The sequence below is a fragment of the Streptomyces sp. NPDC031100 genome (assembly GCF_055570785.1).
This window is the reverse complement of record NZ_JBVIGN010000004.1, coordinates 670,347-684,584: the sequence shown is the minus strand read 5'-3', so window position 1 is coordinate 684,584 and position 14,238 is coordinate 670,347. Positions and strand designations below refer to the sequence as shown.

The 14,238-nt window shown below is 71.2% G+C and carries 12 protein-coding genes; 3 read left to right on the top strand and 9 right to left on the bottom strand.

Translation table 11 applies throughout. The features are described 5' to 3' along the window. Positions 1 to 63 precede the first annotated feature (63 nt). Positions 64 to 648: a flavodoxin family protein gene (locus ACZ5DS_RS15040; protein ID WP_468237828.1), complete on the bottom strand. Its 585-nt coding sequence runs from the start codon at positions 646 to 648 to the stop codon at positions 64 to 66. Positions 649 to 753: 105 nt separating this feature from the next. Here ACZ5DS_RS15040 and ACZ5DS_RS15035 point away from each other — a divergent pair, with 105 nt between their 5' ends. After that, the gene (locus ACZ5DS_RS15035; protein WP_468237825.1) at positions 754 to 1,155 is read left to right on the top strand and encodes a winged helix-turn-helix transcriptional regulator; all 402 of its coding nucleotides are present in this window, start codon (positions 754 to 756) and stop codon (positions 1,153 to 1,155) included. On the opposite strand, the gene mutM is transcribed toward ACZ5DS_RS15035, so the two are convergent. The 8 genes from mutM to ACZ5DS_RS14995 all read right to left on the bottom strand — a co-directional run bounded on the left by mutM (position 1,128) and on the right by ACZ5DS_RS14995 (position 9,276). Beyond that, positions 1,128 to 1,988, bottom strand: a complete 861-nt coding sequence (mutM, locus tag ACZ5DS_RS15030; protein ID WP_468237823.1) for a bifunctional DNA-formamidopyrimidine glycosylase/DNA-(apurinic or apyrimidinic site) lyase — start codon at positions 1,986 to 1,988, stop codon at positions 1,128 to 1,130. The two genes, ACZ5DS_RS15035 and mutM, sit on opposite strands and share 28 nt — an antisense overlap. Positions 1,989 to 2,071: 83 nt before the next feature. After that, complete coding sequence (gene rnc / locus ACZ5DS_RS15025; protein ID WP_468237820.1) at positions 2,072 to 2,923, bottom strand: ribonuclease III; 852 nt, start codon at positions 2,921 to 2,923, stop codon at positions 2,072 to 2,074. Positions 2,924 to 2,931: 8 nt separating this feature from the next. After that, the gene (gene rpmF / locus ACZ5DS_RS15020; protein WP_003951102.1) at positions 2,932 to 3,105 is read right to left on the bottom strand and encodes a 50S ribosomal protein L32; all 174 of its coding nucleotides are present in this window, start codon (positions 3,103 to 3,105) and stop codon (positions 2,932 to 2,934) included. A 2-nt stretch (positions 3,106 to 3,107) separates the two neighbouring features. Next, on the bottom strand, positions 3,108 to 3,761 hold the full coding sequence (locus ACZ5DS_RS15015; protein ID WP_468237817.1) for a YceD family protein: 654 nt from the start codon (positions 3,759 to 3,761) through the stop codon (positions 3,108 to 3,110). 132 nt (positions 3,762 to 3,893) lie between these two features. Next, on the bottom strand, positions 3,894 to 4,985 hold the full coding sequence (locus ACZ5DS_RS15010) for a cell division initiation protein (RefSeq protein WP_468237814.1): 1,092 nt from the start codon (positions 4,983 to 4,985) through the stop codon (positions 3,894 to 3,896). A gap of 57 nt (positions 4,986 to 5,042) precedes the next feature. Further along, positions 5,043 to 5,522, bottom strand: coding sequence for a pantetheine-phosphate adenylyltransferase (gene coaD / locus ACZ5DS_RS15005; protein ID WP_468238240.1), 480 nt, complete (start codon positions 5,520 to 5,522; stop codon positions 5,043 to 5,045). 26 nt (positions 5,523 to 5,548) lie between these two features. Then, entirely contained in the window at positions 5,549 to 6,136 is a 588-nt protein-coding gene (gene rsmD, locus ACZ5DS_RS15000; RefSeq protein ID WP_468237812.1) for a 16S rRNA (guanine(966)-N(2))-methyltransferase RsmD, read from the bottom strand. A gap of 110 nt (positions 6,137 to 6,246) precedes the next feature. Beyond that, complete coding sequence (locus ACZ5DS_RS14995) at positions 6,247 to 9,276, bottom strand: helicase-related protein (protein WP_468237809.1); 3,030 nt, start codon at positions 9,274 to 9,276, stop codon at positions 6,247 to 6,249. 202 nt (positions 9,277 to 9,478) lie between these two features. On the opposite strand from ACZ5DS_RS14995, the gene ACZ5DS_RS14990 reads away from it, so the two are divergent. Together ACZ5DS_RS14990 and ACZ5DS_RS14985 are read left to right on the top strand one after the other, a co-directional pair. Continuing rightward, a complete protein-coding gene (locus ACZ5DS_RS14990) occupies positions 9,479 to 11,305 on the top strand; it encodes an HSP90 family protein (protein WP_468237807.1) in 1,827 nt (608 codons plus the stop codon). Then, a complete protein-coding gene (locus ACZ5DS_RS14985; RefSeq protein WP_468237804.1) occupies positions 11,305 to 14,226 on the top strand; it encodes a tetratricopeptide repeat protein in 2,922 nt (973 codons plus the stop codon). Before ACZ5DS_RS14990 ends, ACZ5DS_RS14985 begins: the two co-directional genes overlap by 1 nt. Positions 14,227 to 14,238: the final 12 nt, after the last annotated feature.

The following is a 14,238-nucleotide window of genomic DNA, read 5'->3' as shown; positions in this document are numbered from 1 at the left end:
CTGCCGTGCGGCATCACCGAATACATCCTGATTTACGCCCTATGGCTCACGGTGCTGCGCGCCTCACGCGGCGGCGCGGCCCCGGGCGAACAGGCGCGCCGTCTCCGTCACCCGGCGGCCCAGGTGCTCGGCCGTGGCGACGTCGGCCTTGTGCACGGCGTCGGGGCCCTCGTCCACATTGGTCTGGGCGGCCGCGCCGGCGAAGACGCCGAGGCGGTTGAGGTCGTGCTCGGAACCCTCGCTGTTGTTCCAGCCGGGGTGCAGGCCGAGGTTGACCCAGTGCATGCCGTGCTGGGCGGCGAGGATCTGGAAGAACTGCAGGGTGTGCAGCTTGTCACCGCTCTTGGAGCCGGAGTTGGTGAAGCCGGCCGCCAGCTTGTCCTTCCAGTCCTGCCCGAACCAGCGCTTGGAGGACGCCTCGGCGAAGACGTGGAAGGCGCCGGACGCGGTGCCCATGTAGGTGGGCGAGCCGAAGACGATCGCGTCGGAGCGGTCGAGCGTCTCCCACTGCTGGTCGGTGATCTCGTCGACCTTGATCAGGTGCACCTCGGCACCGGCCTCGACGGCACCGGCACGGACGGCCTCGGCGAGCACGGCGGTGTGGCCGTAGCCGGAGTGGTAGGCGATGGACACAACAGGGGTGGTCATAAGAACTCCTCGGAGGGGCAGCTCAATGGCGATGAAGAAAGGAAAGCACTAACCTTAAGTTAGTGCAACCTACCGGTTAGCGCTGCACGGGAGTAGGGTTCTGCTATGGACAGCACTCAGCAGCTCAGCCCCGAGGACGACCTCGCGTACGACGTGTTCGCCAAGGCCTGCCCCTCCCGCGGCACGCTGGAGCACGTCACGGGCCGCTGGGGCGGACTGACGCTCGGCGCGCTGTACGAGGGTTCGCTGCGCTTCAACGAGCTGCGCCGCCGTGTCGACGGGGTGAGCGAGAAGATGCTGTCCCAGACCCTGCACGCGCTGGAGCGCGACGGCCTGGTGCACCGCGAGGCCCAGCCGACCAACCCGCCCCGCGTGGACTACGACCTGACTCCCCTGGGCCGCCAGGTCGCCGAGCGGCTGCTCGCCCTCATCCACTGCGTGGAGGGCTCGATGGACGACGTCCTCGCGGCCCGAGCGCGTTACGACGAGACGCGCGGCGCCCTCTGACACTTCGGGCAGAAGTAGCTGGACCGGTTCATCCAGGAGCGGCGGCGCATGGGGGTGCCGCACCGTTTGCAGGGCAGGCCCTCACGGCCGTACGCGTCCAGGGACCGGTCGAAGTACCCCGACTCGCCGTTGACGTTGACGTACAGGCTGTCGAAGCTGGTGCCGCCGACGGCGAGGGCCGCGTTCATCACGTCGCGGACGTGGCGGAGCAGTTCAGCCGTGAGCGGGCGGGTGAAGTTCGCCGTCGGGCGCTCGTAGTGGATGCGGGAGCGCCACAGGGCCTCGTCCGCGTAGATGTTGCCGACGCCGCTGATCAGCGACTGGTCCAGCAGGGCGCGCTTGATGGTGGTGCGCTTGCGCCGCAGGGCCTGGTGGAAGCCCTCGTCGTCGAACAGCGGATCCAGGGGGTCGCGGGCGATGTGGGCGATGACGTCGGGCAGGCCCTCGGCGGTGTTGTCGTGCAGCGACAGACCGCCGAAGGTGCGCTGGTCCACGAAGCGCAGCTCGGTGCCCAGGGAGTCGGCGAAGCGGACGCGGATGCGCAGGTGCTTCTCGTCCGGCGCCTCGTGCGGCTGCACCAGCAGCTGGCCGCTCATGCCGAGGTGGGCGAGGACGGACTGGTTCGTCTCCTCCAGCGGCAGCCACAGGTACTTGCCGCGTCGGCTGGGGGTGCCGATGTGGTGGCCCTTGAGGCGGTGCGCGAAGTCGTCGGCGCCCGCGATGTGCCGGCGCACGGCGCGCGGGTGCAGCACCTCGACGTCGGCGACGGTGCGATGGGCGACCCACCGCGCAAGGCCCCGCCGGACGACCTCGACCTCGGGCAACTCGGGCATCTGGACCCCCGTACGGACCGTGGGATGAAGGCGAGCGCCCGCCCCGGCGTGAACGGCGGGGCGGGCGCTCGGTACTGCTGTCGTCAGGCGGAGGCGGACGACGGGTCGCCGCCCTTGACGGCCTCGTCGGCCGTCTCCTTGACGGGTTCCTTGGCCGCCTTGACGCGCTCGTCCGCCGCGGCCCGGATGGACCGCCAGGCGGACTCGGCGGCCTGCTGCTCCGCCTCCTTCTTGCTGCGGCCGGTGCCGGTGCCGTACGAGACGCCTCCGACGCGGGCAGCAGCAGTGAAGGTCTTCTCGTGGTCGGGACCGGTCTCCGTGACCAGGTACTCGGGCACGCCGAGCCCCTCGGTCGCGGTGAGCTCCTGGAGACTGGTCTTCCAGTCCAGGCCGGCTCCGAGGTTCGAGGACTTCTCGATCAGCGGGTCGAAGAGCCGGTGCACCAGCTCCGACGCCGAGTCGAGGCCCTGGTCGAGATAGACCGCGCCGATCACCGCTTCCAGGGTGTCGGCCAGAATGGACGCCTTGTCCCGGCCGCCCGTGCCCTCTTCACCGCGGCCGAGCCGGATGAAGGCGCCCAGGTCGAGCCCACGGCCGACCTCCGCCAGCGCACGCGAGTTGACCACCGCGGCCCGCAGCTTGGCCAGTTGGCCCTCGGGCAGGTCGGGGTGGGTGCGGTACAGCGTGTCCGTGACGACGAGGCCCAGCACGGAGTCCCCGAGGAACTCCAGCCGCTCGTTCGTCGGCAGACCGCCGTTCTCGTATGCGTAGGAACGGTGGGTCAGCGCGCGCACCAGAAGGGCGGACTCGACCTGATAGCCGAGCCGCCCTTCCAGAAGCGTGTGGGACGAGGCCGTGTTGTCCGCCTTCTTCTTGGCGGGTGCGTCCGCCTTGGCGTCTTCCGCCTTCTTGGGACTGGACACAGTGCCTCTCACCAGCCCGCTCAGACTTCGAGGACCTGGCGCTTGTTGTAGGTGCCGCAAGACGGGCACGCGATGTGCTGCTGCTTGGGCTCGTGGCAGCGCTCGCACGCAACCAGGGTGGGGACCGCAGCCTTCCACTGCGACCGGCGGTGGCGCGTGTTGCTGCGCGACATCTTCCGCTTCGGAACAGCCACGGCTACTTCTCCTGCTTCTCGTCGGCGCGTGCTGACTGAGGCGCGCCGCCGCTCATCTCGTCCTTCTCGCCGTCTTCGAGTGAACCGGCGAGTCCCTGCAAAGCCGCCCAACGGATGTCGACGGCGTCGTGGTGGTGGTCCGGGTCGTCCGCGAGCCGTGCTCCGCACTCGGAGCACAGACCAGGGCAGTCGTCCTGGCACACCGGCTGCATCGGCAGTGCGAGCACCACCGCATCGCGCAGCAGAGGTTCGAGGTCGAAAAGTCCGTCCTCGAGGAAGAACCTGTCCTCGTCGTCCTCGGCGTCGTCGCCCGGTTCCGCGATCACACGGCCCCGGTCGTCGGCGTCAGGGTACGAGAACAGCTCCTGGAAGTCCGCTTCGAGCTCCAGCTCGACCGGCTCCAGACACCTTACGCACTCCCCCTCGGCCTGCGCACGGGCGGTGCCTGTGACGAGCACCCCTTCCATGACCGACTCGAGCCGGAGTTCGAGCTCCACCGGGGCGCCTTCCGGCACTCCGATGACTCCCTGGATCCCGAGATCCACGGGGGCGTCGATCTCGCGGGTCAGGCGCTGCAGCGCGCCAGGACGCCGACCCAGCTCGTGCGTGTCGAACGCGAGGGGGTTGCGGTGGTCGAGGCGGGCGTTGGGAGCCATTCCTGCTTTCGATCTTCGAACTCGGAGGGACACCGCCCGTCGGTGTTCCCGGGCAGCGTAGATCGCGGACGTACGCGCGACCGAAGAGCCAGGATACTGGACCTTGCGCCCAGGACCCAATCCGGAGCCCGGCTACAGGCCCCGGCCCTGCTCGTACGCCCGCAGCTGCTCCGCGCTGATCATGCTCGTGTCGAAGAGGCTGGTCTCGTCGAGAGCGTAACCCTGCTGGTGCTGAGGCTGCTGCTGGGGCTGCTGAGGCTCGTAGGCCGCCTGCTGGGGGTCGTAGCCCTGGAAGGGGGCACCTTCCGCCGGCGCGTAGCCGGAGGCGGGAGAGTACGGGTCGGCCTGCTGGTAGCCGTACGGGTCCTGCTGGGCGTAGTCCGGCTGCTGCGGGAAGCCCCCGTACGGGTCGGGCTGCTGCTGGTAGCCGTAGGCCGGCTGGGGATCGTACGACGGCTGCGGCGGCTGGGGCTGCTGCGGCTGGGCCGGGCGCTCGGCCGGGGTGTCGGCGAGGGCCGCGAGGTCGGCGAGGTAGTCGGCGTCGCTGGTGTGCTGGAAGGTCGTGGTGTCGTCGGCGAGCGCGCCGAGGTCGTCCGTGGCGATCCGGCCGTGCAGCTTCTGCCGGCCGCGGCCGACGGCCTCCAGGGTCTTGGCGAGGACCGCCTCGAAGGCGCCCAGCTTGGCGTCGACGTAGGCGTCGGCGTTGTGCCGCAGGGTCTCGGGGTCCTGGCTGCGCTCGGGGGCGTCCTCGTCCTCGTAGCCGTTCTCGTCCAGGCCGGGGCCGGTGCCGAGCAGCTTCTCGCGGCCGCGGCCGACCGAGCCGAGGGTCTTGGTGAGGACGACCTCGAAGTTGGCGAGCTTGGAGTCGACGTAGTCGTCGGCCTCGGCGCGGACCTCCTCGGCCTCCTTGCGGGCCTCGGCGACGATCCGGTCGGCCTCGGCCTGGGAGCGGCGGGCGATCTCGGTGTCGGAGATCAGCGAGCCCCGCTCGGCGTGCGCGTTGCCGATGATCCGCTCGGCCTCCAGGCGGGCCTGCTCGACCATCTGCTCACGGTCGCCGATCAGCTCCTGCGCCTGCGCGATGGAGCCGGGCAGGGCCTGGCGCACCTCTTCGAGCATCGCGAGCAGCTCGGCGCGGTTGACCACGCACGAGGCCGACATGGGCATGGACCGGGCGCCGGAGACCGTGGAGACGATCTCGTCGAGCTTGTTCTGGACGTCCACCTGTGCTCGCCACTCTCTACAGCTGTGTTGGAGACGGACGGGACGACTCTAGTCCCATCAGGCCTTGCGGAGACGTTCGTTCAGGGCCTCGAGGACCTGCGGCGGCACCAGGTGGGAGACGTCGCCGCCCCAGGCCGCGACCTCCTTGACCAGGGAGGAGGAGAGGAAGCTGTACGTGGGGTTGGTGGGCACGAACAGCGTTTCGACTCCGGTGAGCCCGATGTTCATCTGGGCCATCTGGAGTTCGTAGTCGAAGTCGCTGACCGCGCGCAGGCCCTTGACGATGGCAGGGATGTCGCGCTGCTTGCAGAAGTCGACGAGGAGGCCGTGGAAGGCCTCGACCCGGACGTTGGCGTACTCGGCGGTGACCTCGCGGATCAGCTCGATCCGCTCCTCGATCTCGAACAGGCCCTTCTTGGACTTGTTGATCATGACCGCGACGTACACCTCGTCGTAGAGACGGGAGGCGCGGGCAATGATGTCGAGATGTCCGTTGGTGATCGGGTCGAACGACCCGGGACAGACGGCGCGGCGCACTTGTGATCCCTCGCTCTCCGGTCCGGTCATCGTGCGTCTTCGCACGTAGAGGCGGCGCGACCGTACCAAAACGTTCCCTCGCCGTAGCGACGGGACCTCAGGGCCTCGAAGCCGTCCGGCCAGCGGAATTCGCCGCCTCTGGTGCTGCGCTCCACGGTGACGAGGGCTTCGTCGGCGAGCCAGCCCTCCGTGCGGAGTGTGAGCAGAATCTCCCGAAGATCGTCGTCCGTGACGGCGTACGGAGGGTCGAGGAACACGAGGTCGTACGGTTCTGCGGGGGGTGCCGTTCTGATGATCTGTTCTGCTTTGCCTGCTCTTACCTCGGCGCCGGGTAGGTCCAGGTTTTTCACGTTCTCGCGGACGGTCTTCGCTGCGCGGGCGTCCGCCTCGACCAGGAGGGTGTGGCTCGCGCCTCGGGAAAGGGCCTCCAGGCCCACGGCGCCGGAGCCGGCGTAGAGGTCGAGGACCCGTTCGCCTTCCAGGGGGCCGCCCAACAGTGACTGCCAGGTGGAGAAGAGACCTTCGCGGGCGCGGTCGGAGGTCGGTCGGGTGCCTGTCCCAGGCGGGACGGCGAGGCGACGTCCGCCGGCTGCGCCGGCGATCACGCGGGTCATCTTCGGTCCTTGGTTGTGGGTGTGTTCAGGTTCAGTGTGGCTGGTCGGGCCCACGCGGCGGAGCCGCATATCGACATTGTCCCGCGCCCCTCAGGGAGTCTTCCTCTCCCTCACCCCTTTTCCAGGTACTGCTCCCTTTCCTCGTCCAAGAGGGCGTCCAGGGCTGTGCGCAGGCCCGGGAGGCGCTCCAGCTCGGGGTCGGCTGCTACCACCGCAGCCGCCTCCTCCCTCGCCTCCGCGATGATCTCCTCGTCCTCGATGACCGCCAGGACCCGGAGGCTGGTGCGGGCGCCGGACTGGGCCTGGCCGAGGACGTCGCCCTCGCGGCGCTGCTCCAGGTCGATGCGGGAGAGTTCGAAGCCGTCGAGGGTGGAGGCGACGGCGTTCAGGCGCTGGCGGGCCGCGCTGGCCTCGGGCATCTCGGTGACCAGGAGGCAGAGGCCGGGGGCCGAGCCTCGGCCGACGCGGCCGCGGAGCTGGTGGAGCTGGGAGACGCCGAAGCGGTCGGCGTCCATGATCACCATGGCGGTGGCGTTGGGGACGTTGACGCCGACCTCGATGACCGTGGTGGCGACCAGGACGTCGGTCTCGCCGGCGGCGAAGCGGCGCATGACCGCGTCCTTGTCGTCGGGGTGCATACGGCCGTGGAGGACCTCGACCTCGAGGCCTTGGAGGGGGCCCTTGGCGAGCTGGTCGGCCACGTCGAGGACGGCGAGGGGCGGGCGCTTCTCGGCCTCGTCCTCGGGAGACTTCTTCGCCTTCTTCGGATCGTCCTCCTCGTCACCGATCCTGGGGCACACGACGTACGCCTGGTGGCCGTTTCCCACCTCCTCGCGCACCCGCTCCCAGGCGCGGGCCAGGAAGTGCGGTTTGTCGGCGGCGGGGACCACGTGGGTGGCGATCGGGGAACGGCCGGCCGGGAGCTGGTCCAGGACCGACGTCTCCAGGTCGCCGAAGACGGTCATCGCGACCGTGCGCGGGATGGGGGTCGCCGTCATGACCAGCAGATGCGGCGGCTGCTTGCCCTTGCCGCGCAGGGCGTCGCGCTGCTCCACGCCGAAGCGGTGCTGTTCGTCGACCACGACCAGGCCGAGGTCGTGGAACTGCACCTTGTCCTCGATCAACGCGTGCGTGCCGATCACGATCCCGGCCTCTGCGGTGACGAGATCGAGCAGCGCCTGGCGCCGGGCGGCCGCCCCCATGGACCCGGTGAGCAGCACCACCTTGGTGGCGTGCTCGGCACCGCCCAGCATGCCTCCCTCGGCCAGCTCGCCCATCATCTCGACGACCGACCGGTGGTGCTGCTGGGCGAGGACCTCGGTGGGCGCGAGCATCGCCGCCTGGCCGCCCGCGTCGACCACGGCGAGCATGGCGCGGAGGGCCACCATGGTGTTGTGAGTGACCGTGAAGTTGTCGGTCACGTAGGCATGGCTTGGGTGCGCGACGCTGATGCACTGGACGGGCTTCGGCCCCACGTATTCGACCGCGCGGATTCCGCGTCGGAAGGTGTTGTGTGTCGGCCTGGGCCGCAGCCGTTCGGCCTTGTGGGCCAGCCGGAACGGGGCGTACTCGTCAGGCAGCGCCACGGAGACGTCGAAGGCGGCTGGCTTCGGCTGGACTCGTGCCCTGCCGCCCAGCGACCGTACGAGCCAGGCGACGTCCTCCGCCAGTCGGCGCGAGGCCGAACAGAGCGAGACACTCGTGCCGTCCGCTGGGACGGTGCCGTCGGTGTCCAGGAGCCCTTGCAGCAGAGCGAGACGGTTCTTGATCGACGTGTTCTTGAACTCGTCGGGGATGAATTCACCGTGTGGAGCGCCGTCCCCCAGACGGAGGCCGAACAGATACGGATCGCCAGGCAGAGCGGAGTCTCCCCCGAGGTCGACGGGGGTGGCTGCCGGGATGTACCACTTCGCAGATCCGTTCGCCTCCAAGGTGTCCAGGCGGATCTCCCGGGTCGTCATGACCTTGTGCGCCTGGCCTCGGTGCCCCTCACGGCTCGTGCCGACGATCCAGAGGTGCTCGTCGTCGCATTCGACGGAGCTTCCGTCGGAAAGGACCAAGCGCCAGACGTCGCGCTCGCCCTGAGGGAAGACCCCCTCGATCAGCGCGACCTCTCCGTCCGGCACCACCACTTCGTCCCCGGTCTTCAAGTCCCCCATCCGGCGGAACCCGCTGGGGGTGAGCACGAGGGAGTCGAGCGGCTGGGCCTTGCCCGATCCGACCTCTCCCTGGAGCAGCCGGTGCATCGGGTGTTCCGTCGCCAGGTCGTCGAAGATCTCCTTGGAGACCTTCTGCTGGCCCTCGGTGAGGGTGAAGGGCAGGCGGTCGTCGAAGGCCGTGAGGATGCCGTCCGGCCTCGGTCTGCGCGGCACGGCCGGGAGTTGGCTGTCGGCGTACCGGCGGCGGGCCAGGGCGACCTGGAGGACGAAGGCCTCGTCCCACTTCAGCCGGGCGCGGGCGTCGGCGATGTCGGCCTTGGTGTGCGGGCGGTGGATCTTGAGCAGGGCCTCGGGGAGCGTGACCAGGCCCCGGCCCTCACGGAGGGAGGGCGGCAGCGGGTCGAGGGCCTCCTGGGCGCTGGGCAGCACCGTCTGGACGGCCTTGCCGATCTTCCAGGACTCCAGCTTGGCGGTGGCCGGGTAGATCGGGATCAGGGCGCCGGCCCAGGTCTCGACGGTCTCCTCGCTGTCGCCGCGCAGCAATTCATAGGCGGGATGCGCGAGTTGGAGGCGGCGGTTGAAGACGGAGACCTTGCCCGCGAACATCGCGCGTGTGCCCGGCAGCAGCTCCTTGTGGGGCTTGTGAACGCCGTTGCCGAAGAAGACCAGTTGGAGCCGGCCGCTGCCGTCCGTGATGGTGACCTCCAGCCGCTGCCCCTTGCCGCGCGGGGCCTTGGCGGAGGCGAAGGTGTGCAGCCGGGCGTCGGCGACCTGGGCGACCACCGTGACGTGCTCGTCCATGGGGAGGTCGGCGAGGTGGGTGAGCTGGCCACGCTCCTCGTATCTGCGCGGGTAGTGGTGCAGGAGGTCGCCGACGGTCTGCAGGCCGAGGTGCTCGGCCATCACCTTCGCGGTGGCGGGGCCGAGCACTGACTTCAGTGGTTGCTTCAGTGGTTCTTCCAGTGCGGGCACGAGATCCATTGCACACCACAGCACTGACAATGCCGTAACACGCTGCCCTGCGGGTTCCTCCCGCGAGCCGGAAACATCTGCGAAACTGCTGGTCAGGAGGTCCGTTCCGGCCCTAGGATGGCGCGCTCCGGCCATCCCCCGCGGTCACCGCCCCATCCGGGACCGCCCGACCCCGCGCCGAACGCATGCTCCCCCCACCGGCGCTGCGACGATGGACTCCCAGACCTCACAGTCATCCCAGGCATCACAGTCACCTCATACGTTCCAGGTCGACCTGCGTGGTCTGGTGGACCTGCTCTCCCATCACCTCTACTCCAGCCCCAAGGTCTACCTCCGCGAGCTGCTGCAGAACGCGGTCGACGCCATCACCGCCCGGCGGGCCGAGGAGCCCGGTGCCCCGGCACAGGTCCGGCTGCATGCCGCGGACGGTGCCCTGCGGGTGGAGGACAGCGGCGTCGGGCTCACCGAGTCGGACGTGCACAGCCTGCTGGCGACCATCGGCCGCAGTTCCAAGCGGGCGGAGGGCCTGCAGGAAGCCCGGTCCGACTTCCTCGGCCAGTTCGGCATCGGCCTGCTGGCCTGTTTCGTGGTCGCCGAGCGGATCCGGGTGGTCAGCCGCAGCGCCCGTACGCCCGAGGCCCCGCCGGTGGAGTGGACGGCCCGCGACGACGGCTCGTACACCGTGCGCACGCTGCCGGACGCCGAGCGGCCCGAGCCGGGCACCACCGTGCACCTGGTGGCGCGGGCCGGCGCGGCCGAGTGGCTCTCGCCCGAGCGGGTCCTCACCCTCGCCCGGGACTTCGGCTCCCTGCTGCCGTACGACGTCCGGGTGGGCGAGGAGGAGGTCACGGACCTCCCCGCGGCCTGGGAGCGGTCCTATCCGAGTCCCGCCGCGCGAAGGGTGGCGCTGGCCCGGCACTGTCACGAGCTGTTCGGCTTCCGGCCGCTGGACTCGATCGACCTGGACGTGCCGCTGGCCGGGATCCGTGGGGTCGCCTATGTGCTGCCGTCGGCGGTCAGCCCGGCGCAGCGGGCCACGCACCGCGTGCACCTGAAGGGCATGCTGCTGACCGAGCGGGCCGAACAGCTGCTGCCCGACTGGGCGTTCTTCGTGCGCTGCGTCCTGGACACCGACAGCCTGCGGCCCACGGCCTCGCGCGAGTCGCTGTACGAGGACGAGACCCTCGCGGCCGTACGGGAGGCGCTCGGCGAGCGGATCCGGGCCTGGCTGACCGGGCTCGCGGCCGGCGATCCGGAGCGGCTGGCCGCCTTCCTCGCCGTGCACCACCTGGGCGTGAAGTCCCTGGCCCGGCACGACGACGACATGCTGCGCACCATGCTGCCGTGGCTGCCGTTCGAGACGACCGACGGTCAGCTGTCCCTGGAGGAGTTCGCGCAGCGCCACCCGGTGGTGCACTTCACGCGGACGGTCGAGGAGTACCGGCAGGTGGCGCCGATCGCCTCGGCGCAGGGCGTCGGCGTGGTCAACGGCGGTTACACGTACGACAGCGAACTGGTCGAGGCGCTGCCGTCGGTACGGCCGGGGACCGTGGTCGCCGAGCTGGACGCGGACACCGTGACCGCCCACCTGGACACGGTCGAAACGGCCGAGGAGCTGGCGCTGTCCGGATTCCTGGCGGCCGCGCGCGCGAAGCTCGACCCGCTGGGCTGTGACGTGGTCCTGCGCGCCTTCCACCCGCTGTCCGTGCCCGCGCTGCACCTGGACGACCGGGCCGCCCGGCACGAGCAGGCGCGGGCCGAGGCCGAGGAGCAGGCGGACGACCTGTGGGCGGGCATCCTGGGCTCGCTGCGCGGCAGCGCCCCGCGCGCGCGTCTGGTGCTCAACCACCTCAACCCGCTGATCCGCAGGATCAGTTCGCTGCAGGACCCGGAACTCATCGGCACCGCCACCGAGTCGCTGTACGGGCAGGCGCTGCTGATGGCGCAGCGGCCGCTGAGGCCGGCCGACTCGGCGCTGCTCAACCGGGCGTTCATCGGCCTCCTGGAATGGGCCACACACGGGGAGAACGGTCACTGATGGCTGAGATCACGGACTTCGACGCGCTGCGCCGGGCGATGGCGGAGAACTCCGAGCAGCCGGAGGGTCCCGCACGCAACGCGCGCGCGGAGCACCTGCTCGCCGAGGCCGAGAAGCTGAACATCCCGCTCGCCGTGATCGAGGCGCTCGGACACCAGCTGAAGGTCTACAACTACAGCTCCGAGAAGGACAAGATGTTCGTCCCGTTCGCGCGGCTGCTGCGCCTGTGGGACGAACGGCCGGAGGACTTCGACGAGTACGAGGCGCACTCGCTGCACTGGGTCTTCAAGTGGGTGTCGGCGGGCATGCTGGACCAGCCGCACATCCCGCTCGCCTCGATCGAGAAGTGGCTCGGCGAGATGGAGCACCGCTACCGGCTCGCCGGGCACTCCGAACGGGCCGTGCGCAGTGCCGAGTTCAGTGTCGCCGCGCACATCGGGGACCTGGAGCGCGCGGAACGGGCGTACGGCGCCTGGCTGGCCGCCGACCGGGACCAGATGGCCGACTGCCACGCCTGCGAGCTGCACGGCCAGGGCATGTGGCAGGTCAAGCGCGGCCGGGACGCGGAGGCGCTCGAGCTGTGGCGGCCCGTGCTGGAGGGCGAGTACAGCTGCGCCCACGAGCCGCACACCGTCCTCGCCTCCTCGCTGGCTCCGCTGCTGCGGCTGGGTCGCCCGGACGAGGCCCGCGCCCACCATCTGCGGGGCTTCCGCCTGGTGCGCCCCATGGAGAGCATGCGGGGCGCCTACGCGGACCACCTGGAGTTCTGCGCGCTGACCGGCAACGAGGCGCGCGGTCTGGAGCTGCTCGCCCAGCGGCCGGCGTACTTCACGGACACCGGGCAGCCGCGCAGCCGACTGGACTTCATGGCCGTGGTGACGCTGTTGATGGACCGGCTGACCGAGCTGGGGCTGGGCGAACGGCAGGTGCCGGGCCCTGCCGGGCGGTCGTGGACGGCGCGGGAACTGGCCGCCCACGCGCGCGCGGAGGCCCAGGAACTGGCCGAGCGCTTCGACGGGCGCAACGGCACCTCGTACGTCGGCGACCGCATCCGCGCGCGCATGTCCCAAGGCCCGCTCGTGGACCGGCTGCCGCTGGGCATCCGCACGGTGCGCTCCGCACCCGCGCCCGTGACCGCGCCCGCGGCACCCTCCGCTCCCGGGCAACCGGATCTGGCCGCTCTGCTCACGGAGGCGCGTCGGCTGTCCGACACCCTGCAGCCGCACGCCCTGGAGGCGTGGGCGGCGGTCGCCCGGGCCGCCGAGGGGACCGAACTGGACGCGCGCGACCGCGCGGAGATCGCCGACCACGAGGCGATGGCCGAGGGCCCCGAGGGCATCGCCCTCTTCGACCGGGCGGCCGCGCTGTACGCGGAGGCGGGCGACCCCGGGGAGGCGCTGGCGGCACGCGCGCGTGGGGCGTACGTACGCGCACTGACGGGCGAGGTGGACGAGGCCCTGACAACCGTCGCCGGACTGTACGACGAGGCGCTCGCGCTGTACGCCGAGGAGGCCACCGGAGTACGGCAGACGGCGTCGGTGGTGATGAGCCGGGCGCGGATCCTGATGCAGCGGGTGCACGAGGGCGCGGAGAGCCAGGACGTGCGGGCGCAGGCCGAGCAGGCCGTGCTCGAGGTGCTGGCGCTCGTCGACGGGCGTGCGGGTGACGACGTGCGGCTGGCGGCGCGGACCGCCGAGGCGCGGGCGATGCTCGCCGCACTGGCCGAGCAGTCCGGGCAGGCCGAACGGGCGGCCCGGCTGTTCCGGCAGGCCGCGGCGGAGTACGTGGACGCCGGGCTGCCGTGGTTCGCGGTGGAGTACGAGGTGCAGGTCGCGGCGCTGGCCCATCAGCTCGGTGAGCCGGCCGAGGCCGAGCGGGCGCTGCGCTCCGCCCTGGAGCACGGCGGACCGTATGTGGAGCCGGCCGGGCGGGCCCAGCTGCATCTCCAGCTCGCCGAGGTGGTCGGCGGCCGGGGCGCGGCCGGGGAGGCGGCGGAGCACGCCCTTCAGGCCGCTCACTGGGCCGACGAGGCGGGCGAGAGCGCCACCCTCGGCGCCTGGGCGCGGCACCAGCTGGGCGGCTTCCTGCTGCGCGAGGGGCGGTGCGCGGAGGCCGCCGAGGTGCTGGAGTCGGCGCTGCCCGACCTGTCCGCCGAGACGCACGGCGACGGGGCCGTCGTCCAGGCGCAGTGGTGGCTCGGGGACTGCCTGGGCGAGCTGGGCGAGCACCGGGCGGCCGCCGAACGCCGGCTGCAGGCGGCCGAGATCGCCCGGCACTGGCCCGAGCAGCAGGACCACGCCACGCTCGCCCACCTCGCCGCCGAGTCCCTGAGCAACGCCGGGCTGCTGGCGGAGGCCGACCAGGCCTACGTGCGCGCGGGCGAGCTGTGGCGCGCGCTCGGCAACCCGCACTTCCTCGTCCGCTCGCTGCGCGCCCGCGCCTGGCTGGCGCTGCGCGCAGAGGACGGAACGGAGGGCGCGCGGGAGCAGATGGCGCAGGCGGTGCGGGAGTGCGAGCGCGCGCTGGAGGCCGCCGCGGACCCGGTGGCCCGCGACCAGCTCACCGCGGAACTCGGCAACACCCACCGCCAGTTCGGCGACCTGCTGGCCCGCTCGGCGGCCGAGGAGGGCGAAGAGGACGAAGAGGACGAAGATCAGCTGATCCAGGACGCGTTCGAGGCCGCGCTGACTCAGATGGACCGCGCGGCCGCGCTGTTCGGCACACTCGGCCCGGACGGGCTGCACAGCCGTACCGGCGCCGAACTCGCCGCGGGCTGGCTGGAGGCCGACCTCGGCCGCTCCGCCGAGGCGGTGGCACGCGCGCGTGGCGTGCTCGCGGCCTACGAGGGCGCCGACGAGACGGACGAGACCGTCCGGGCGCGGCGGGCGGAGGCGGGCCAGATGCTCCAGCTGGAGCGGTGAGGTCGCGCCCGC

Bases quoted from the DNA above. Each gene is read 5' to 3' on its own strand.
- ACZ5DS_RS14985 (WP_468237804.1), top strand. From the start codon at position 11,305: ATGGCTGAGATCACGGACTTCGACGCGCTGCGCCGGGCGATGGCGGAG.
- mutM (WP_468237823.1), bottom strand. From the start codon at position 1,988: ATGCCCGAGTTGCCCGAGGTCGAGGTCGTCCGGCGGGGCCTTGCGCGG.
- ACZ5DS_RS14995 (WP_468237809.1), bottom strand. From the start codon at position 9,276: ATGGATCTCGTGCCCGCACTGGAAGAACCACTGAAGCAACCACTGAAG.
- ACZ5DS_RS15035 (WP_468237825.1), top strand. From the start codon at position 754: ATGGACAGCACTCAGCAGCTCAGCCCCGAGGACGACCTCGCGTACGAC.
- ACZ5DS_RS14990 (WP_468237807.1), top strand. From the start codon at position 9,479: ATGGACTCCCAGACCTCACAGTCATCCCAGGCATCACAGTCACCTCAT.
- ACZ5DS_RS15015 (WP_468237817.1), bottom strand. From the start codon at position 3,761: ATGGCTCCCAACGCCCGCCTCGACCACCGCAACCCCCTCGCGTTCGAC.
- ACZ5DS_RS15040 (WP_468237828.1), bottom strand. From the start codon at position 648: ATGACCACCCCTGTTGTGTCCATCGCCTACCACTCCGGCTACGGCCAC.
- rsmD (WP_468237812.1), bottom strand. From the start codon at position 6,136: ATGACCCGCGTGATCGCCGGCGCAGCCGGCGGACGTCGCCTCGCCGTC.